At 36.2% G+C, this 20,040-nt stretch carries 24 protein-coding genes and 1 riboswitch; of the genes, 19 read left to right on the plus strand and 5 right to left on the minus strand.

What is annotated here, in order from left to right:
* The first annotated feature begins 62 nt into the window (after positions 1-62).
* From O1Q80_RS06300 to O1Q80_RS06350, 11 genes are all read left to right on the plus strand, one after another.
* Complete coding sequence (locus O1Q80_RS06300; RefSeq protein ID WP_386693770.1) at positions 63-998, plus strand: Kdo(2)-lipid IV(A) acyltransferase; 936 nt, start codon at positions 63-65, stop codon at positions 996-998.
* A gap of 80 nt (positions 999-1,078) precedes the next feature.
* A complete protein-coding gene (gene dapD / locus O1Q80_RS06305) occupies positions 1,079-1,906 on the plus strand; it encodes a 2,3,4,5-tetrahydropyridine-2,6-dicarboxylate N-succinyltransferase (protein WP_386693772.1) in 828 nt (275 codons plus the stop codon).
* A gap of 194 nt (positions 1,907-2,100) precedes the next feature.
* Positions 2,101-2,631, plus strand: a complete 531-nt coding sequence (locus O1Q80_RS06310; RefSeq protein WP_386685930.1) for a hypothetical protein — start codon at positions 2,101-2,103, stop codon at positions 2,629-2,631.
* A gap of 118 nt (positions 2,632-2,749) precedes the next feature.
* Positions 2,750-3,217, plus strand: a complete 468-nt coding sequence (gene ribE, locus O1Q80_RS06315; protein ID WP_386685932.1) for a 6,7-dimethyl-8-ribityllumazine synthase — start codon at positions 2,750-2,752, stop codon at positions 3,215-3,217.
* Positions 3,218-3,230: 13 nt separating this feature from the next.
* Complete coding sequence (gene nusB / locus O1Q80_RS06320; RefSeq protein ID WP_386685934.1) at positions 3,231-3,659, plus strand: transcription antitermination factor NusB; 429 nt, start codon at positions 3,231-3,233, stop codon at positions 3,657-3,659.
* Between the two features lie 69 nt (positions 3,660-3,728).
* Positions 3,729-4,724 carry a thiamine-phosphate kinase gene (gene thiL / locus O1Q80_RS06325; protein ID WP_386693774.1) on the plus strand — a complete coding sequence of 332 codons (996 nt, stop codon included), beginning with the start codon at positions 3,729-3,731 and terminating at the stop codon, positions 4,722-4,724.
* Between the two features lies 1 nt (position 4,725).
* Positions 4,726-5,235, plus strand: coding sequence for a phosphatidylglycerophosphatase A (locus O1Q80_RS06330; protein ID WP_386693775.1), 510 nt, complete (start codon positions 4,726-4,728; stop codon positions 5,233-5,235).
* A gap of 2 nt (positions 5,236-5,237) precedes the next feature.
* Positions 5,238-5,867 (plus strand): homoserine/threonine efflux transporter, encoded by a 630-nt coding sequence (locus O1Q80_RS06335; protein ID WP_386685940.1) that lies wholly within the window; start codon positions 5,238-5,240, stop codon positions 5,865-5,867.
* Between the two features lie 70 nt (positions 5,868-5,937).
* Positions 5,938-6,231 carry a helix-turn-helix domain-containing protein gene (locus O1Q80_RS06340; RefSeq protein ID WP_386685942.1) on the plus strand — a complete coding sequence of 98 codons (294 nt, stop codon included), beginning with the start codon at positions 5,938-5,940 and terminating at the stop codon, positions 6,229-6,231.
* Positions 6,228-7,502 (plus strand): type II toxin-antitoxin system HipA family toxin, encoded by a 1,275-nt coding sequence (locus O1Q80_RS06345; RefSeq protein ID WP_386693777.1) that lies wholly within the window; start codon positions 6,228-6,230, stop codon positions 7,500-7,502. The genes O1Q80_RS06340 and O1Q80_RS06345 overlap by 4 nt, the downstream gene beginning before the upstream one ends.
* A gap of 135 nt (positions 7,503-7,637) precedes the next feature.
* On the plus strand, positions 7,638-7,856 hold the full coding sequence (locus tag O1Q80_RS06350; RefSeq protein ID WP_386685946.1) for a YgjV family protein: 219 nt from the start codon (positions 7,638-7,640) through the stop codon (positions 7,854-7,856).
* Between the two features lie 39 nt (positions 7,857-7,895).
* Here O1Q80_RS06350 and matP read toward each other — a convergent pair whose 3' ends face one another.
* On the minus strand, positions 7,896-8,342 hold the full coding sequence (gene matP / locus O1Q80_RS06355; RefSeq protein WP_386685948.1) for a macrodomain Ter protein MatP: 447 nt from the start codon (positions 8,340-8,342) through the stop codon (positions 7,896-7,898).
* A 146-nt stretch (positions 8,343-8,488) separates the two neighbouring features.
* On the opposite strand from matP, the gene O1Q80_RS06360 reads away from it, so the two are divergent.
* Complete coding sequence (locus tag O1Q80_RS06360; RefSeq protein WP_386693779.1) at positions 8,489-10,255, plus strand: AAA family ATPase; 1,767 nt, start codon at positions 8,489-8,491, stop codon at positions 10,253-10,255.
* 137 nt (positions 10,256-10,392) lie between these two features.
* Positions 10,393-10,938: a bifunctional 3-hydroxydecanoyl-ACP dehydratase/trans-2-decenoyl-ACP isomerase gene (gene fabA / locus O1Q80_RS06365; RefSeq protein ID WP_386685952.1), complete on the plus strand. Its 546-nt coding sequence runs from the start codon at positions 10,393-10,395 to the stop codon at positions 10,936-10,938.
* Positions 10,939-10,982: 44 nt separating this feature from the next.
* Here fabA and smrB read toward each other — a convergent pair whose 3' ends face one another.
* Positions 10,983-11,498 (minus strand): endonuclease SmrB, encoded by a 516-nt coding sequence (gene smrB, locus O1Q80_RS06370; protein WP_386685954.1) that lies wholly within the window; start codon positions 11,496-11,498, stop codon positions 10,983-10,985.
* Positions 11,499-11,594: 96 nt separating this feature from the next.
* On the opposite strand from smrB, the gene prmB reads away from it, so the two are divergent.
* Entirely contained in the window at positions 11,595-12,512 is a 918-nt protein-coding gene (gene prmB / locus O1Q80_RS06375) for a 50S ribosomal protein L3 N(5)-glutamine methyltransferase (RefSeq protein ID WP_386693781.1), read from the plus strand.
* 44 nt (positions 12,513-12,556) lie between these two features.
* On the opposite strand, the gene O1Q80_RS06380 is transcribed toward prmB, so the two are convergent.
* Complete coding sequence (locus tag O1Q80_RS06380) at positions 12,557-12,955, minus strand: YhcB family protein (protein WP_132302543.1); 399 nt, start codon at positions 12,953-12,955, stop codon at positions 12,557-12,559.
* Positions 12,956-13,279: 324 nt separating this feature from the next.
* Between O1Q80_RS06380 and rplM the strand changes: the two genes are divergently transcribed.
* The 3 genes from rplM (at position 13,280) to O1Q80_RS06395 (ending at position 14,656) form a co-directional block, all read left to right on the plus strand.
* Positions 13,280-13,708: a 50S ribosomal protein L13 gene (gene rplM, locus O1Q80_RS06385; RefSeq protein WP_386692905.1), complete on the plus strand. Its 429-nt coding sequence runs from the start codon at positions 13,280-13,282 to the stop codon at positions 13,706-13,708.
* Between the two features lie 15 nt (positions 13,709-13,723).
* Positions 13,724-14,119 (plus strand): 30S ribosomal protein S9, encoded by a 396-nt coding sequence (gene rpsI / locus O1Q80_RS06390; RefSeq protein ID WP_386685960.1) that lies wholly within the window; start codon positions 13,724-13,726, stop codon positions 14,117-14,119.
* 324 nt (positions 14,120-14,443) lie between these two features.
* Positions 14,444-14,656, plus strand: coding sequence for a cold-shock protein (locus O1Q80_RS06395; protein WP_386685963.1), 213 nt, complete (start codon positions 14,444-14,446; stop codon positions 14,654-14,656).
* 57 nt (positions 14,657-14,713) lie between these two features.
* Here the strand turns inward: O1Q80_RS06395 and purU are convergent, their stop codons facing one another.
* Both purU and O1Q80_RS06405 read right to left on the minus strand, forming a co-directional pair.
* On the minus strand, positions 14,714-15,553 hold the full coding sequence (gene purU, locus O1Q80_RS06400) for a formyltetrahydrofolate deformylase (protein WP_386685965.1): 840 nt from the start codon (positions 15,551-15,553) through the stop codon (positions 14,714-14,716).
* Positions 15,554-15,625: 72 nt separating this feature from the next.
* Positions 15,626-16,024 carry an H-NS family nucleoid-associated regulatory protein gene (locus tag O1Q80_RS06405; protein ID WP_386685967.1) on the minus strand — a complete coding sequence of 133 codons (399 nt, stop codon included), beginning with the start codon at positions 16,022-16,024 and terminating at the stop codon, positions 15,626-15,628.
* Positions 16,025-16,178: 154 nt separating this feature from the next.
* Positions 16,179-16,388: riboswitch (Lysine riboswitch) on the plus strand.
* Between the two features lie 97 nt (positions 16,389-16,485).
* Here O1Q80_RS06405 and O1Q80_RS06410 point away from each other — a divergent pair.
* Together O1Q80_RS06410 and O1Q80_RS06415 are read left to right on the plus strand one after the other, a co-directional pair.
* Positions 16,486-18,021 (plus strand): Na+/H+ antiporter NhaC family protein, encoded by a 1,536-nt coding sequence (locus O1Q80_RS06410; protein ID WP_386693783.1) that lies wholly within the window; start codon positions 16,486-16,488, stop codon positions 18,019-18,021.
* Between the two features lie 291 nt (positions 18,022-18,312).
* Positions 18,313-20,031: an acetolactate synthase 3 large subunit gene (locus O1Q80_RS06415; RefSeq protein ID WP_386685973.1), complete on the plus strand. Its 1,719-nt coding sequence runs from the start codon at positions 18,313-18,315 to the stop codon at positions 20,029-20,031.
* The last annotated feature ends 9 nt before the right edge of the window (positions 20,032-20,040 follow it).

Raw genomic sequence — 20,040 nt, forward strand, 5'->3', positions numbered from 1 at the left:
GGCTTAAAATTTCTGTTAAATTCAGTTAAACTATATGGAGTTTATTTCTTCGGGGTCAAATTATGTCTCAAAATCATCTTCCACAATTCCAAAAAGCATTTTTGCACCCTAAGTATTGGGGCTTTTGGTTGGGATTAGGGTTATATTGGTTAATTCTGTGTTTACCTTATCCAATTTTATTGAAAATTGGGAAAGGATTAGGTTTATTATTTAGTAAGCTGAAAGTAGGTAAACGGCGAGCAAAAATTGCTCAACGCAATTTAGAATTAGCTTTTCCAGACATGTCGGTTCAGGAACGATCAGAAATTCTGCAAGCAAATATGCAAAATGTGGGTATGGCAGTTATTGAAACAGGTATGGCATGGTTTTGGTCAGACCGCCGTATTAAAAAATGGTCTAAAGCGGAAGGTGTTGAATATCTTAAAAAATGTGCCAAAGATGGTATTATTTTGGTTGGTGTACATTTTCTTACTCTTGAATTAGGAGCCAGAATTATTGGTTTACATCACCCTGGTATTGGTGTTTATCGTCCTAATGATAATCCTATCATGAATTGGTTACAGACTTGGGGGCGAATGCGTTCAAATAAGGATTTATTGGATCGTAAAAATTTGCGTGGTATGATTAAGGCGTTGCGTCAAGGAGAGATGATTTGGTATGCTCCAGATCATGATTATGGACGTAAAAGTGCGGTGTTTATTCCCTTTTTTGCGGTGCAAGATGCCGCAACAACAACAGGGTCTTATTATTTATTAAAATCTTCACCTAACAGTAAAGTCATTCCTTTTGCTCCATTGCGTAATAAAGATAATAGTGGTTATACCCTGACCATTTCACCACCAGTAGATTTTACCGATTTATCCGATGAACGCGAAATTGCTATTCGTATGAATAAAATCGTGGAGCAAGAAATTTTAATGGATATTAAACAATATATGTGGCTACATCGCCGTTTTAAAACTGAACAAGATGGCGATGATGGAAAAAAATATCGTTAATCATTTATTAAAGGTGAATTTTGCCTAAAATTGTGGTAAAACTATTCAATTATTTTATAGACAAAACAAGAAAGGAAATTATGTCAAATTTACAAACAATTATTGAAGCCGCTTTTGAAAAACGTGCGGATATTACACCTAAAACTGTTGATACAGCAACTCGTGAGGCGATTGAAGCAGTTATTAACGGTTTAGATAACGGCACTTATCGTGTAGCGGAGAAAATTAACGGTGAATGGGTAACTCATCAATGGTTAAAAAAAGCCGTATTGCTTTCATTTCGTATTAATGATAATCAAATTATTGATGGTGCAGAAACTAAATATTATGACAAAGTGGCATTAAAATTTGCCGATTATACGCAAGAACGTTTTGTTCAAGAAGGTTTCCGTGTAGTGCCATCTGCCACTGTGCGTAAAGGGGCGTATATTTCGAAAAACTGCGTGTTGATGCCGTCTTATGTAAACATCGGTGCGTATGTGGGCGAAGGTACCATGGTTGATACTTGGGCAACTGTAGGATCATGTGCTCAAATTGGTAAAAATGTTCATCTTTCTGGTGGTGTTGGTATCGGTGGTGTGTTAGAACCATTACAAGCTAACCCAACTATTATTGGCGATAACTGTTTTATTGGTGCTCGTTCTGAAGTGGTAGAAGGGGTTATTGTAGAAGATGGTTGTGTGATTTCAATGGGCGTATTCATTGGGCAATCAACTCGTATTTATGATCGTGAAACAGGTGAAATTCACTACGGTCGTGTACCAGCAGGTTCGGTGGTAGTTTCAGGTAGTCTGCCGTCAAAATGTGGGAAATATAGTCTTTATTGTGCAGTAATCGTGAAAAAAGTAGATGCTAAAACCTTAGGCAAAGTTGGGATCAACGAATTACTGCGTGCTATTGAAGAATAAGTTGATTTATAAAAAATAGAGCAAAAGGAACTTTTCTCTATTTTTTTAGTCAAAATAACAGTATGTGGTTTGAACATATTAAATTAATTGTAAAAAATTTTGCATTTTACGATAAAATTGTTCAAAATACGCAACTATCGGCAAGACCGATATTGATATTACTTAAATATTCATTTTATTTCAGGGAAACAACAATGAAAAAATCATTATTAGCAACATTAGTATTAAGTTCAGTATTTGCATTAGCAGCTTGTGATCAAGCGTCAAAAGATCAAGTATCTGCAAAAGTAGAGGACGCAAAAGCTAGCGTTGTTGAAGCAAAAGATGCGACTGTTGAAGCAGCAAAAGATGTTAAAGATGCTGTGGTAGAAAAAGCAGCTGAAGCTAAAGATAAAATGGTCGAAATGAAAGATGCAGCATCTGACAAAATGACAGAAATGAAAGATTCAGCATCTGACAAAATGACAGAAATGAAAGATTCAGCTTCTGACAAAATGGCAGAGATGAAAGATTCAGCATCTGACAAAATGGCAGAGATGAAAGATTCAGCATCTGACAAAATGGCAGAGATGAAAGATTCAGCATCTGACAAAATGGCAGAGATGAAAGATTCAGCTTCTGATAAAATGACAGAAATGAAAGATGCAGCTAAAGAAAAAGCAGCGGCAGCGGCTGATGCAGTATCTGAAAAAGCAGCAGAAGTAAAAGATGCTGTAACTAAATAATTCATTCATTAAGAATTTAACCATAAGGAAACCGAATAGGTTTCCTTTTTTGTTATCAATTAGCTAATTATGTGCTAGAATCAGCCGTCAATTAGTATTTATTTATAAAGGAAACAAAATGCAAGTATTAGAAGGCTTATTAGTTGCACCAAATGCCAAAATTGCGGTGGTAGTAGCTCGTTTTAATCATTTTATTAATGATAGCTTAGTAGATGGTGCGATTGATGCGTTAAAACGTGTTGGTCAGGTGAAAGATGAAAATATTACCTTGGTTAAAGTGCCAGGTGCTTATGAATTACCTTTAGCGGTTCGCCGTTTAGCAGATAGCAAAAAATATGATGGTATTGTCGCTCTTGGTACTGTTATTCGTGGTGGTACAGCTCATTTTGAATATGTGGCAGGCGAAGCAAGTAGTGGGATTGGTCATGTTTCTTTAGATGCCGATATTCCAGTCGCATTTGGGGTATTAACCACTGAAAATATTGAACAAGCCATTGAACGGGCTGGCACCAAAGCTGGTAATAAAGGTGCAGAAGCAGCGTTAGTGGCACTTGAGATGATTAATTTATTAAATCAAATTAACTAACTAAGGCATAGTAATGACTGAACAAGTTAAAAAGCCATCGGCTCGTCGTCGTGCTAGAGAATGTGCTGTACAAGCCTTGTATTCTTGGTATATTTCACAAAATGATGTAGCCGAAGTAGAGTTGGCATTTGTAACTGAGCAAGATTTAAAGGGTGTTGATGTGGCATATTTTCGTCAATTATTCCGTCAAACAGTGAATAATTTAGACGCAATAGATAGCACATTATCCCCCTTTTTAGACCGCACTTCGGAAGAATTAACCCCGATTGAAAAATCTATTCTGCGTTTAGCTACTTATGAATTGAAATATGAGCTTGATGTCCCTTATAAAGTCGTGATTAACGAAGCGATTGAAGTGGCAAAAACCTTTGGGGCAGATGATAGTCATAAATATGTCAATGGTGTATTAGACAAAATTGCCCCCTCTTTAGGGCGTAAATAACTTAAATACCAAACCTTTTTGCTCCTCCTACTTGAGGGGGAGCAGAGCGAAGTCCTGAAAGGGCAAATTATGCCAATAACCGAATTTGATCTTATCAACACCTTTTTTACCCAACAATCTGTTCATCGTCCTGATGTAGCGTTAGCCATTGGTGATGACTGTGCATTGACATCTGTTCCGCACAACAAATTTCTTGCTATTACTACTGACACCATGGTAGAAAATTCACATTTCTATCCGAATATAAATCCCCGAGATTTAGGTTATAAGGCTATTGCTACAAATTTAAGCGATCTTGCTTCAATGGGGGCTGAACCTGCATGGGTTTCTCTGGCATTAACCTTACCTAAGGTTAATGAAAGTTGGTTGCAAGCCTTTAGCCAAGGAATGTTTAAAATTCTTAATGAGTATAATGTAGCGTTAATTGGAGGTGACACTACAAGTGGAGCAGTACCGTCTATCACCATTACAGCTCAAGGATTTTGCGATAAAAATACTGTCCTTCGCCGTGATCAAGCTAAAGTAGGGGATTGGATCTATGTTTCAGGGACGCTTGGAGATGGTTTGGCAGGCTTTCATTTAATTTCTGATTTGTATCAAAGCAAAAAAAGTGCGGTGAATTTAGACGAAGAATTTCTAATTCAACGCAATCTTCACCCCATACCGAGAATATCCCTTGGTTTAACCTTGAGCCGATATCAATTATCTTGTTGTGCCTTAGATCTGTCTGACGGATTAGTGGGCGATCTTGGACATATTTTACAACACAGCGGTGTAAGTGCAGTGCTAAACGTAGATCATTTACCTTGCTCGCGATCTTTAATTAATTTATATGGACGTGAGCAAGCAGAGCTATTAGCCCTGCAAGGTGGCGAAGATTATGAATTATGTTTTACGGTTCCCGATCATCAAAAAGCCTTCTTAGAACGATATTTAGCACCATTAAATGTACCTTATACTTGTATTGGTCGTATTGTAGAAAAGAATCCTACAGAAAATATTATTTACCAACGGCAAGGAAAAATGGTAGATTTACATATCTCCAGTTTTGAACATTTTAAATAATATGACAGACATAGCTTCCCCATTAAAACGCATTTCTTTAACAAATCCAGTACATTTGCTTGCGACTGGTCTGGGTTCAGGTCTAATTTATCCAGCTCCTGGTACTTGGGGAAGTTTGGCAGGTTTAATCATTGGCATATTACTGATGAGCATAATATCTCTAAAAATATTTATAATTTTCACCGCAGTTTGTTTTGTCTTAGGGTGTTATTTATGTCAAAAAACCGCTGATGATATGGGGGTACACGATCATGGTTCAATCGTATGGGATGAATTTGTCGGCATTTGGCTTGTACAAATCGGCATGGCTGGCTTTCTGGCGGAACATTTGATTTTGGGTAATGCGTTGGTATTTGGGTTATTTCGTTTATTTGATATTTGGAAACCCTTTCCGATTAGATATTTTGATAAAAAATTAGAAAATGGTTTTGGTATTATGGTGGATGATGTATTAGCTGCATTATATGCCATTGTGGTTTATCATTTTATTTTCTCTATAGTGGTGTTGTAATTATGCTTAATTTAATCGTTGTTCATTTTTTTGGTTTATTAAGCCCTGGTCCTGATTTTTTCTATGTTAGTCGAATGGCGGCGAGTAATTCAAGACGAAATACGGTTTGTGGTATTTTAGGTATTACTATTGGCGTGGCAATATGGGCAGCTGCTGCCATATTAGGTTTAGCAATTTTATTTAAAACCCTACCAGTTTTGCATGGTGTCATTATGTTATTAGGGGGGAGTTATTTATGTTATCTCGGTTTAAAAATGGTGAAAGTGCGTGAAAATACAGTCTTTACTGAATTAACAGAACAGGATTTTAATCAAGAAACCACTATTAAAGCAGAAATCATGAAAGGCTTATGGGTTAATTTATCCAATGCTAAAGTCGTGATCTATTTCAGCAGTGTAATGTCGTTAGTATTGGTGAATATGCACGAAATATGGCAAATGTTCACCGCCTTTATCATCATTGTAGTAGAAACATTTTTGTATTTTTATATTGTATCCTTATTATTTTCTCGCCCTTTCGCAAAACGTTTTTACAGTCAATATAGCCGTTATATTGATAATGTTGCAGGTGTAATTTTCTTAGCCTTTGGGAGCTATTTAGCATATAGTGGAGTGCAAGAAATTTTATCTTAAATGGACATAATAGTAGCCAAAATAGGAAAATATGTTATAATTTAGCTATTATTGTATCTATTTTAAGATTATGCTATTACCTTTTTATTCAGCCAACGAAACTCAACAAGCCTTTGCTGATTATTTGCGTAAAAAACGCAAAAGCAAAGGTTTTTCAAGAGAGCAACTGGCTAACGTCAGTCTTGTGCCAGCCTCAACCATTAAGAAATTTGAAACCACTGGGCAAATTTCTTTTCGTCAATTATTGCAACTTTGGCAAATTTTAGATGATTTAACCGCATTACATGAACTAACTAAACGTTCAACAGAACCTATGCCGAAAACGATTGAACAAGTGTTAGCCATGAATAAGGGGAAAAGATGAAAACAAATGATCTTTTAGATGTCTGGCGAACATTATCGACCAGTGAAAAAATCAAAGTAGGGCAGTTAGCCAAGAATGCTCAAGGCATTTTCTTTCAATATGACGAAGATTATCTGAATACTTTGCCAAATGGTAATTTATCACCGCTAAAATTGAAATTTAATGATGAATTACAACTTGCCCCAAGGTTATTTGAAGGCTTACATTCTGTTTTTTCTGATAGTTTGCCAGATGGTTGGGGGCGGTTGTTAATGGATCGAGTATTCATTCAACATCAAATTTCGCTACATAGCCTTTCACCTTTAGATCGTCTAGCCTATGTTGGTGAGACGGCAATCGGAGCGTTATCTTATCAACCGATTTCTCCTTTTGCAGATCAAGACCAGAAATTAATTGAGTTAACGCAATTAGGAATGGAAGCTCAAGCTATTTTTGATGGGCAAACGGAAGATATTTTGACCGCACTTACCCAAATGGGCAGTTCTGGTGGAGCAAGACCAAAAGCTCAAGTATATTTTCCAACCAATTCAATGTCACAATGTCGCAGTCAATACCAACAAGGCGATAGTGCATGGATAGTGAAATTTACCTCTAACAATCTTGCTTTAAAACATGAAGAAGGCTTGTGTGAAATGGTTTATTTGGATTTAGCGGAACAAGCAGGGATCGATGTGCCTGAACATAATTTATTGAGTTTAAAAGTAAAATCAGGTGAACGCCATTGGTTGGCGATTAAACGCTTTGATTGTATAGAAAACGATAGTAATCAATTAGGACGGCTACATACACTTACTGCTTGTGGTTTACTTGAGGCTAATTTCCGTGAACCGAGTTTAGATTATGCCGATTTAATCAAAGTGAGTAACTGGCTTTGTCAGGATCTCAATGCTGGGAAAATGCAATTTCGCCGAGCCATGTTTAATTTATTTATGTGCAATCAAGACGACCATTCCAAAAATTGGTCTTTCTTGCTAGACGATCAGGGAAAATGGACATTATCGCCTTTTTATGATGTGACTTTTAGCCCAAGCCCTTATGGAGAACACATGACTTCATTTAATGGTTTTGGCAAAAATCCATCGTTAAAAGCCATTCAATCTCTTGCTAATATGGCTAATTTAGATTGGACAGAAGCATTACAAATTATTGACGAAGTGCAATACTGTGTAAATTTATTTGATCGTTATGCTTCGCTTTATGAGGTGGGGAAAACAAGAAAAAAATTAGTGCAAAATATGATCTATCAAGCGTATAAAAATTCTCCGTTTTAATAATTAAATCTGGCTATATTTATCTAACCATCGGGGAGTTTAAAATTTTTCCCCACGCAAACCTTTGCGCTTTTGTGTTATTTCTTATTCCTTGCTAGACTAGCGCCCTATAATAATAAGAGGGGAAAATACGTGATGAATTACATTGAAATATTAGGTTATGTAGCCATGATTTTGGTGTCGGGATCTTTTTTATTAAAAGATATTGTGAAATTACGCTTGGTTAATTTAATCGGAGCGATATGTTTTATTATTTATGGTTTGCTGATTAGTTCATTTCCAGTGACAGGATTGAATATTTTTGTAGCTTGTGTAAATAGCTATTATATTTATCAAAGTATCAAAACAAAATAATCATTCAATATCAACTTAAGGCGAGTTTGATGCTCGCCTTTATTTGAGTAAATCCTTTAAGCTAGCTTTCATAACGGACATTTTGTTTTCATACTGGGCTTTGCTTTCACGCTCATCAATCATATAGGTAATAGTTTGTGATAAGGTCATACCTAGTTTGCGAGAATATTTTGATAAACGTTGCCATACCGCATATTCCAAATCAATGGATTTCTTTTTAGTATGTTGTTTTTCAGCGTTGAAAAAGCGTTTACGTCTGGCTCGAATGGCTTGATCGAGTTTAATTACCAATGCCTCGGATAAATGATCAGCTATCCAAGCGGTGATTTGCTCAGGTTGGTTTTTGCAAGCAATAAGGGCTTTGACCTTATCTTCCGCTAAACTTTTTTCCTGATAACGGGTAATATTTTCCCCTTCACGGTGTTTTTTAGTGAGATAAAGCCATTTCCAGTGTGTTTCTTGATTTTCGAGTTTTTGATATTTCATTGTTTTATCATTACTTTTTTATCATTGGTGACGTGGTAACTGAAAATAATATACCCTGATTAAGGTTTTTTTTCTAGTAGATTTTTTTGAATTTTAATGAAATGTGAGATAATGCTCAACATTCAATTTTATGAAGAGAAAAAAACGTGGCTTTATCCGAACAAAAACTAGATTGGACAACATTGCAACCGCACTTGACGGTATTTCCTACTGAAAATAAAAAGATCGATTTTTTAGATTTACAATGGCGAGCTTGCTCGGCTATAGAGCAATTTTTGAAAAATTCACACCGCAGTTTGTTGGTGTTAAAAGCAGACGAGCAAAGCGAATACGCTAGTGCGGTGGAAAAGTGGGTAAAATCACAACAAGCACCGTTACAAGTATCGGGTGTTCAGTATGAAGTGGAACAAGGGGATAGTTTTTCTTTTGCTCAAGTAAACGTTCAACCAGCACAATCAGCACAAGATAATTTTGCTAGTAAAAAAACAATCGCCACCGCTCTTTATTTTGATCATTCAAGTTTGTTCGGATCGATTCGGATTCATCCTAGCTCGCATGATATTCAGCTTAACGCTGGTTTGGTGCATCAACTTAATAATGGTGTGTTAATTTTAAGCGTTAGCCAGTTGTTAAATCATTTTGATTGTTGGGAACGATTAAAACATATTCTGATGACGAAACAATTTGATTGGTATTCGGCACATCCGTTTAAAGCCTTGCCGTGCGAGATTCCAAGTTATCCATTGCATTTAAAAGTTATTTTACTGGGAAATCGGGAAGAATTAGCTACTTTGAATAACCTCGAGCCAGATCTTTATCATCTTGCAGATTATAGCGAAATTGAAAGCTATGTCAGCGTGGAAAAAGAGCCACAGCAACAGGCATGGCAACAATATGTGTTGTCTTTTGCCGAACAACAACAATTTTCTCGTTTAACCCCTGACGGTTTGGATAAATTATATCAATGGCTAGTAAGGGAAAGTGAAAGCCGAGTGTTAATCAATAGTTCACCGTTGATTTTAAACCAAATTTTAAGCGGAGTAAGTCAGTTAAGCAGCAATAAAGACGTGCTAAGTGCGGTGGATTTTGAGCAATATTTTCAACAAAAGTCTGCTCAACAAGGTTTTCTTCGTGAACAAACTTATGCGGATATTTTTTATCATCAAGTATATATTGATACTGAAAATGAAGTAGTCGGGCAAATTAATGGTTTGTCAGTAGTGGAATTTACGGGGACACCGATGTCTTTTGGTGAACCATCTCGGATTAGTTGCATTGTGCAATTTGGTGATGGTGAAGTAACTGATATTGAAAGAAAAAATGAGCTGGCTGGCAATGTTCATGGTAAAGGTATGATGATTGCGGAAAATTGTTTAGCCAATATTTTAGATATGCCATCTCAATTACCATTTTCCGCATCATTGGTGTTTGAACAATCTTACGGTGAAATTGAGGGGGACAGTGCTTCTTTATCTGCATTCTTAGTGTTAGTCAGTGCCTTGTCGGATTTACCTATTCCGCAATCTATTGCGGTGACGGGTGCAATCGATCAATTTGGTTTGGTGCATTCGGTCGGTGGTGTGAATGATAAAATTGAAGGCTTTTTTACTATTTGTCAGGGCAGGGGATTAACTGGAAAGCAGGGCGTGATTATTCCAGAATCCTGTTTATATCAGCTTTCTTTGACAGATGATGTGGTAAGTGCGGTGAAAAATAATCAATTTTTCATTTGGACTGTGAATGATGTGTTTGAGGCTTGTGAGATTTTATTTGATCGTCCTTTAGTGGTAGATGAACAAGCAGAAAAAGAAGAAAAAATGACTATTGCACAGTTAATTTCTAAACGTATTGAACAGTATGCAGAACTGCACCATGCGATGCCATTTTGGTTAAAATGGTTTGCTAAAAAATAACTGCTCGGAACTGTTTAGCGAACAAGTGTTAGCTATATCTTTTTAAATTAAACTCTGTTAATATAGTGTTAATTCAGTAAGTTTATTCAGTAAGTTTACTGAAAAATATCCTATGATTTACTTTTAAAGAGAAAAAAATGACTAACACCTGTACACCAGAAACAATTCCAGAAAGAAAAAATTCTTATAATTATGAAGATTTATTAGCCTCTGGGCGTGGTGAATTATTTGGCAAAAAAGGTCCACAACTTCCAGCCCCAATTATGTTGATGATGGATCGTGTGATTGAAATGAACGAAACTGGCGGCTTATTTGGCAAAGGTTATGTGGAAGCCGAATTGGACATTAAGCCAGATTTATTTTTCTTTGGTTGCCATTTTATCGGCGATCCAGTGATGCCAGGCTGTTTAGGCTTAGATGCGATGTGGCAATTAGTTGGTTTTTATCTTGGTTGGATCGGTGGCGAGGGCAAAGGTCGTGCTTTAGGTGTTGGTGAAGTGAAATTCACTGGTCAAGTGTTACCCACCAATAAAAAAGTGACTTACAAAATCCATTTCAAACGTGTGATTAATCGTAAATTAATTATGGGTGTGGCTGATGGTGAAGTGTTGGTTGACGGTCGTGTGATTTATACGGCAACAGATTTGAAAGTCGGATTGTTTCAGGATACATCAACTTTCTAATTGTGATATTGGTTTTGATAAGCTCAAGGGTTGCCTTGAGCTTTTTACACATCCACCAACACCAAAATAGCTGCATCACCGCCCCATTCTCTAGGGGCTTGATGTAATGCTCGTACTTTGGGATGTTGCACAAGCCAACGGGGGATTTGCTTTTTCAGGGTAAATGTGCCGTAGCCAGTCATAATACTAGCACAAAAAATATTATCGTTTTCGCAGGCTTGAATTAGACTCGCTAATTCTAATTTAGCTTGTTCACGGGTTAAACCGTGCAGATCTAAAAAAATTTCTGGGGAAAAATCGCCACGGCGAAGTTGTTTTAACAAATAGCTATCTTCATTTTCTCGTAAATATTTCACCGCACTTTCTTCGTTTAATAACGGCTCATACTGATCGGAAAAGTAAAATAAGGTATCTTGCTTTTCTCGATTATCTTTCAATTTCGCTTTTTGTTTGAGTTTAAATTTATTCAGTTTTTGTGACGGAACATAAGTATCTTGTTTGAGTGGCTTGATACCTTTTGTTTCTTGCAAAAAGAGTAATTTCTCGTCAGTTTCTGACATACTTAGTTATCCTAAAATTAATAGAGTCGGGACAAAATTCAATAATTTCTATATACTAACGGAAAAACTTTGTTTTACCAAATAGGAACAATAAAAATGGCGTTTTCTGAACAGAATTTATCGAATGATTTGCACACCATTAAAGATTATTTACGTTGGGCATATAGCACCTTTAATAGTGAACCACTTTTTTATGGACATGGTATGGATAATGCGTGGGACGAAGCGTCATTATTGGTATTAACTAGCTTGAATTTGCCATTAGATGTGCCGACAGATTTATATGATAGTCGTTTAACCCAACAGGAAAGAGAGCAGATTATTGCATTAGTCACAGAACGCGTGGAAAAACGGATTCCAGCCCCTTACTTAGTTAATACTTCATGGTTTTGTGGTTTGCCATTTTATGTAGATGAGAGAGTATTGATTCCACGTTCACCGATTGGCGAGTTAATTCAAAATGGTTTTGCAGAGTTTATTGAGCAAGAGCCAACCAGAATCATAGATATGTGTACAGGTAGTGGTTGTATTGCGATTGCTTGTGCAGAGCGTTTTCCTGATGCAGAAGTCGATGCAGTGGACTTAAGCCGTGATGCTTTGGATGTGGCGGAATATAATATTGAACGTCACGGTTTGAGCGAGCGAGTGATCCCGATTCAATCGGATTTATTTGAGCAGTTACCGCAGGATCAATATGATTTAATCGTGACCAATCCGCCTTATGTGGATCAAGAAGATATGGACAGTATGCCCGAAGAATTTTCCCATGAACCTGAATTGGCACTAGCGGCAGGCGATGACGGTTTGGATTTGGTGATAAAAATTTTAGCAGAGTCACCAAAATATCTAAAAGAAAATGGTGTGTTAATTTGTGAAGTAGGAAATTCAATGATTCATTTGCAAGCTCGTTTTCCACAAGTACCGTTTAATTGGATTGAATTTAAAAATGGGGGATTAGGGGTTTTTTCGTTAACTAAAGCCGAGTTGGAACGGTATCATCACTTATTTGTATAATCAAAAATAATAAGGGCGAATTATTTTGAATTCGCCCAAATATATTAATTCTTTAACAACCCAGAAGAACCTTCTTTATAATCTTTTGGTGGATTTTCTGGCGTAATGGCTGTAGATTTTTCTGAATTCATAAAACTTTGTAGAAATAAACTTTTATTATTGGCATCAGGCAAAAGTTGTTCAGAAGATTTGGCAAGATGACGGTAGATTTTCTGATAATCTTGTGCCAGTGTTTTAAATAAGTCAGCACTTTCTGCAAAATGTTTCTCTAATAATTGTTTTTGGGATTCCAATTCTTGTTTGGCTTGAGTTAGCTCTTTTGCGGTTTCAGTTTGTTTTTTTACCGATCCTTTGGTCAAACTAATGAATAAATAAGCTAAAATAAACCCAACAAAGAGTCCTATTCCAGCAATTAACCACATTTCATTTGACCAGTTCTGAATGTTTTGCATAATGCCCCCTTAAGTTAATTATTAATGTATGATGTAAAACTATTGTCTTATCATAGCGTTAAAATTTACTTTTGTCTTGTATGATTTTAGTTTTTTGATATAAAAGTGCGGTTAAATTTTGTTTATTTTTTCACTAATTACTGGTTTTTTTCTATCAAACCTTGTATAATCGCACGACCCTGTGAATGTTGCGGTTTTCCCACCGCACATTATTTGTCGAGATCGCACTCGAAGGGGTGATGATTGAGATCAATGGTTGTGTTTATCTTAATGATTGACACTGGGTATTAATATTTAATATTGGTAATTTAATTAATGAAAACTTTTGTAGCAAAACCAGAAACAGTTAAGCGTGACTGGTATGTAGTAGATGCGACAGGTAAAACGTTAGGTCGTTTAGCCACTGAATTAGCTCGTCGCCTTCGTGGTAAACATAAAGCGGAATACACTCCACACGTTGATACTGGCGATTATATCGTGGTAATCAATGCAGAGAAAGTAGCCGTAACAGGTCGTAAAGAAGACGATAAAATTTACTACTGGCACACTGGCTATGTAGGCGGTATCAAACAAGCGACTTTCAAAGAAATGATTGCTCGCCGTCCAGAAGCAGTGATTGAAATTGCGGTTAAAGGTATGTTGCCAAAAGGTCCATTAGGACGTGCAATGTTCCGCAAATTAAAAGTGTACGCAGGTTCACAACATGAACATGCCGCACAACAACCACAAGTTTTAGATATTTAATCACGGAGCAAAAAAATGACAGCAGCAAATCAAAACTACGGCACAGGTCGCCGCAAAAGCTCTTCAGCTCGTGTATTTATCAAACCGGGCAATGGTAACATCACCATTAACCAACGTTCTTTAGACGTATATTTCGGTCGTGAAACATCACGTATGATCGTACGTCAACCATTAGAACTCGTTGAGTTGACAGATAAATTAGACCTTTACATCACTGTTACTGGTGGTGGTATTTCTGGTCAAGCGGGTGCAATCCGTCACGGTATCACTCGTGCATTGATGGAATATGACGAATCTTTACGTCCAGCATTACGTGCTGCGGGCTTTGTTACCCGTGATGCTCGTCGTGTTGAACGTAAAAAAGTGGGTTTACACAAAGCACGTCGTCGTCCACAATACTCAAAACGTTAATTCTTTATTTTTCGTTTTATACAGAAATTGCAAGTCGAAAGACTTGCAATTTTTTTGTTTTAGGGGAAAAGTGCGGTTATTTTATAACATATTTTTAATAATCATTTTTATTTTCAAAATGGAGTAAATAATACTTGCTTTAATATGGAGTTAATGCTTTAATGTCTTACAGCTAGACAGTAGTTTATAAAATGCGTTATTAGTTCTTCCGTATCACAAGTTTTAAATTTGTTCTTGGATTTTTTAATATCAGTTTCTATATCCTTCTTAGCACGAGGGCTTGTTTGCAAGCACAAATTTAAATTTTCAAATGAGGAAGACAACATGTCTAAATTAAACGGTTCTGTAAAATGGTTCAACTCTGATAAAGGTTTTGGTTTCATCACTCCTGCAAATGGCGGAAAAGATTTATTCGTTCATTTTTCTGGTATCGTAGGTGACAACTACAAAACCTTAAACGAAGGTGACAATGTTGAATATAATGTACAAGATTCTCAACGTGGTCCAGCTGCGATTGATGTTGTAGTTATCAAATAATAGATAAAGAATTTTATTTTAAATTTAAATCCCTAGTTTTCTGGGGATTTTTTATATTTATAAAATGATAGTTTTATTTTGATAGACAAATAAACGATCGTGAATGGCTAGATCCAATGTTCGGCTTAACACTGTTTTTTCTACATCTCGCCCTGCTTTCATCATCATTTCTGCTGAATATGTGTGATCTACATTAATCACATTTTGCATAATAATCGGACCTTCATCTAATTCATTATTAATAAAATGAGAGGTTGCACCAATGATTTTTACACCACGTTCATAGGCTCTTTTATAAGGGTTAGCTCCAATAAAAGCGGGTAAGAATGAATGATGAATATTGATCACTCGATTTGGATAACGAGCGACAAATTCAGGGTTAAGCACACGCATATATTTTGCCAATACAATCAGATCAGGATGATATTCATCAATTTTATCTGCTAATAATTTATCGTGTTCTACTCGAGTTAAATTTTCATGACTAATGCAATGAAAAGGTACGTCAAATCGTTCAACTAGGGAACGTAAACTTTGGTGATTTCCGATTACAGCAGTAATTTCTACATCTAAACCACCATAATAAGTTTTCATTAATATATCACCTAGACAATGTGCTTCTTTGGTAACTAAAATTACAATGCGTTTTTTACGATTAACATCAATTAAACGGCAATTCGTGCCATGTGGTAAACTAAAATTTAAATCTGCGAGTAGGGTTTTTTCATTAAAAATCCCTTGTAATTCAGTACGCATAAAGAAATGTTTAGTTTCAAAATCGACAAATTCATTATTATGCACAATATTTAACTGGTGTTTATAACAGATGTTGGTTATTTTAGCGATTAACCCTTTATCATCAGGACAGTCAGTTAATAAAATTTTATTTTCAATCATATTGAGTTTCCAATTCTTAAAATAAATAAAACCCAAATATTAAATGGGTTTTATTTTAATTGTTAGGTAAGGTTAGATTTTGAAATCATCTAAGGATTTACCCGCATCCAATGCTTTTTTGATAACCTTAGGTGTACGACCTTGACCACTCCAAGTACGTTGTTCACCTTTATCATCAACATATTGATATTTGGCTGGAAGTGCAGTGCGTTGTTTTTTAACTTTGTGTTTAGCACCATTGACACCTAATTCGGATAAAGAAATCCCTTTTTCTTTTAATTCAGCTTGATACTTTTTAATCAGTTCTTGGCGAGCTTTCATTTCTGCGACTAGGGCTTTAGCTTCTTTACGTTTTTCATCTACAATAACTTTTAGTTTTTCTAGGATCTTTTCTGCTTTCCCCAAATCAATAGTATTAATTGCGGCACGTAAACTACGTAAGTTATTTAATGAATTTATTAGATCGTTCATTTTATCCTCCATTTTTTCGATTAATTTAGAAATATCAATAATCATATCCTTATTATTATTTTTTGTAAATATTTTGTTTTTTGTATAAATATATAAAAAATATTATTCCTGCCTATTGGCATTTATCTATTATTCAGGTAATCTTTGCAAATCCTACAAATGTAGAGGTGCGAATATTATAAGTATTTTTTCGGAGTGGATAACGGAGAAGGAAAAAGAAAGGAATATTTGCCGAAATCAATTAAAAGTCATTTTGATTGGTTGGTGACGTTATCGAAAGAAACGTTACTGTCATAGTCTAGGGTATGATATTTTAACTAAAAATCTTATACCTGTTTATTTACTATGGAGCGCTACTGTTAGGGGTAGTTTTATTAACTACCTTTATCTTTAAATCATTTTAACATTATTTAATGTGAACTGATGTCAGTGGTTCTCCCTTACTTTTAGGTAGAGAACGAATGGAACTTATCGATTTTTCTTCTTCAATGTGGTCGGTTTTACCACCATTATTAGCCCTTGGTTTAGCCATTATTACACGTAAAGTTTTATTGTCATTAAGCGTGGGTATTATTGTTGGGGCATTAATGTTAACTGGATCAGATTTCAGTTTAGCGTTAAGTTATCTTTTGGAACGTGTGTCTTCACTAGTTTATACAGTAGAAAATGGGGTATTCGCACTCAATGAGAGTAATGTGCATATCATTCTTTTCTTATTATTACTTGGTATTTTAACCGCACTTTTAAGTGTTTCTGGAAGTAATCAAGCATTTGCTGAATGGGCACAACAACGTATTAAAGATCGCCGTGGGGCAAAATTAATGGCAGCTTGTTTAGTCTTTGTAACCTTTATTGACGATTATTTCCATAGTTTAGCGGTGGGTGCTATTGCTCGCCCCGTGACGGATAAATTCCATGTTTCTCGTGCTAAATTAGCCTATATTCTGGATTCTACCGCTGCACCTATGTGTGTCATGATGCCAGTTTCTAGCTGGGGTGCTTATATTATGACGCTAATTGCAGGTTTATTAGCAGAACATGCTATTACGGGTTATACGCCATTTAGTGCTTTCATCACCATGAGTGCGATGAATTTTTATGCTATTTTTTCCATGATAATGGTTTTTGTGGTGGCTTATTTTTCTTTTGATATTGGACCAATGGCTCGCCATGAGAAAGTAGCCTTAGAACAAGCAGAAACACAGACAGAAATTCAGCAACAAAGCTCAGGAAAAGTGCGTAATTTGGTGTTACCGATTTTAACTCTGATTTTAGCCACTGTTGCTATGATGATGAAAACGGGTAACGATGTTTTAGCCGCAGACGGTAAACCTTTTAGTATCTTAGGTGCTTTTGAAAATACTACCGTAGGAATCTCATTAGTGGTTGGTGGTGTCAGTGCATTGATTGTATCTACATTATTAATTGCGGTGAATAGAAATGTCAGTATAAATGAATATGGCAAGGCATGGATCGTGGGTATTAAATCCATGCTAGGTGCTATTGCTATTTTATTCTTTGCTTGGACGATTAATAAAATCGTGGGTGATATGCAAACAGGGAAATATCTTTCTACTTTGATTTCAGATAATTTAAATCCAGCATTTTTACCCGCTATTTTATTTATTTTAGGTTCGGCAATGGCATTTTCAACGGGAACGAGCTGGGGAACTTTTGGGATTATGTTACCCATTGCCGCAGCTATCGCTGTTAATGCTTCACCTGAATTATTATTACCTTGTTTATCTGCGGTAATGGCTGGTGCAGTGTGTGGAGATCATTGCTCACCAGTTTCAGATACCACGATCCTGTCATCAACAGGGGCGAAATGTAACCATATCGATCACGTGACTACCCAATTACCTTATGCGTTATTAGTGGCGTTAGCCACAACCATAGGCTATTTAGTGATTGGTTTTACGCAATCGGGTTGGCTTGGTTTCATTACCACAGGAGCAGTGTTGTTTATTGCTATATTTGTTAGTAAGAAACGTTAAAAATGTGATCTGCTTCAAATTTTTAAATAAAAATTTTATTTTGTTCTAGGTTTATAAAATGCGGCTTTATGTCGCATTTTTTATCTTTTGGATAATTTTTATTTATTAAATGTTGTTATTTGAATAAATCTAGAATTTTATTCTGATAAAGTCGGTTTTTTAAGCTAAAAAAAGAATAGACAATTAACCAGAATTTAGTACACTAATTTCACAAATTAAGGAATATTTCCTTTTAATAAAAAGTGCGGTTCAAAATTCTGTAGAAATTGTCAGTAAAAACGGAGTGATTTTATGAAGAAATTATCAGGTGCAGAAATGGTTGTGCAATCTTTGCGTGATCAAGGTGTAAAATATTTATTTGGTTATCCAGGTGGATCAGTATTAGATATTTATGATGCAATTCATACCTTAGGTGGGATTGAACACGTGCTAGTTCGCCATGAACAAGCTGCTGTTCACATGGCAGATGGTTATGCTCGTTCAACGGGTGAAGTGGGTTGCGTGTTAGTCACGTCAGGTCCAGGTGCAACCAACGCGATTACAGGAATTGCCACTGCTTATGCGGATTCCGTTCCGTTAGTGGTATTGACTGGTCAAGTCCCTTCTCATTTAATCGGTACAGATGCGTTCCAAGAATGTGATACTATCGGTATTACTCGTCCAGTGGTAAAACATAGTTTTATTATTCAACGTCCAGAAGATATTCCAACCATCATTAAAAAAGCCTTTTATATTGCTTCAACAGGTCGCCCAGGTCCAGTGGTGATTGATATTCCAAAAGATATGGTGAATCCAGAAAATAAATATCCTTATGAATATCCAAAAGAAATTAGTATGCGTTCTTATAATCCGAATTCACAAGGACATAAAGGACAAATCAAAAAAGCATTGAAAGCCTTATTAGTGGCGAAAAAACCTGTTCTATATGTGGGTGGCGGGGTTATTATTAATAATAGTAGTGCGAAAGTTAGACAATTTGCTCAATTATTAAATTTGCCAGTCACTTCTTCCTTGATGGGGTTGGGGGCTTATCCTGCAACCGATCGTCAATTCTTGGGTATGTTAGGTATGCACGGTACTTATCAAGCCAACTGTGCTATGCACGAATCTGATTTGATTTTAGGGGTGGGGGTACGTTTTGATGATCGCACTACCAACAATGTGAACAAATATTGTCCTCATGCTAAAGTGATTCAAATTGATATTGACCCAACGTCTATTTCAAAAAATATTCCAGCTTCGATTCCGATTGTGGGTAGTGTGGATAATGTGTTTAGCGAATTTTTAGCCTTATTAAAAGATGAAAATTTAGTGAAATCCCAATCTGATTTAACTGAATGGTGGCAACAAATTGATCAATGGAAAGCGAAAAAATGTCTTGAATTTGACCGCACTTCTAAAGAGATTAAGCCACAAGCGGTGATTGAAACCATTTATCGTTTGACCAAAGGCGATGCTTATATCGCTTCTGATGTCGGGCAACATCAAATGTTTGCAGCTTTACATTATCCATTTGATGAACCACGTCGTTGGATTAATTCAGGTGGGGCAGGGACAATGGGTTTTGGTCTGCCAGCGGCTATCGGGGTGAAATTTGCTCACCCAGAAAGCACTGTGGTTTGTGTTACGGGGGACGGCAGTATTCAAATGAATATTCAAGAACTTTCTACCGTAAAACAATATGATACGCCGATTATCATCGTGAGTTTAAATAACCGTTTCTTAGGCATGGTGAAACAATGGCAAGATTTGATTTATTCAGGTCGTCATTCACAAGTTTATATGAATTCTTTGCCTGATTTTACTAAATTAGCGGAAGCCTATGGACATGTTGGTATTCAGATTGATCACGCTGATGAATTAGAAGAAAAACTTAGTCAAGCCTTTGCGATTAAAGATAAATTGGTGTTTGTGGATGTGTTGGTTGATGCCACTGAAAATGTATATCCAATGCAATTACGTGGTGGTGCGATGAATGACATGTTATTGTGTGCACCAAATAAAGAATAAGGAGAAACA

Source organism: Lonepinella sp. MS14435 (genome assembly GCF_042485795.1).
Classification (GTDB): domain Bacteria; phylum Pseudomonadota; class Gammaproteobacteria; order Enterobacterales; family Pasteurellaceae; genus Lonepinella.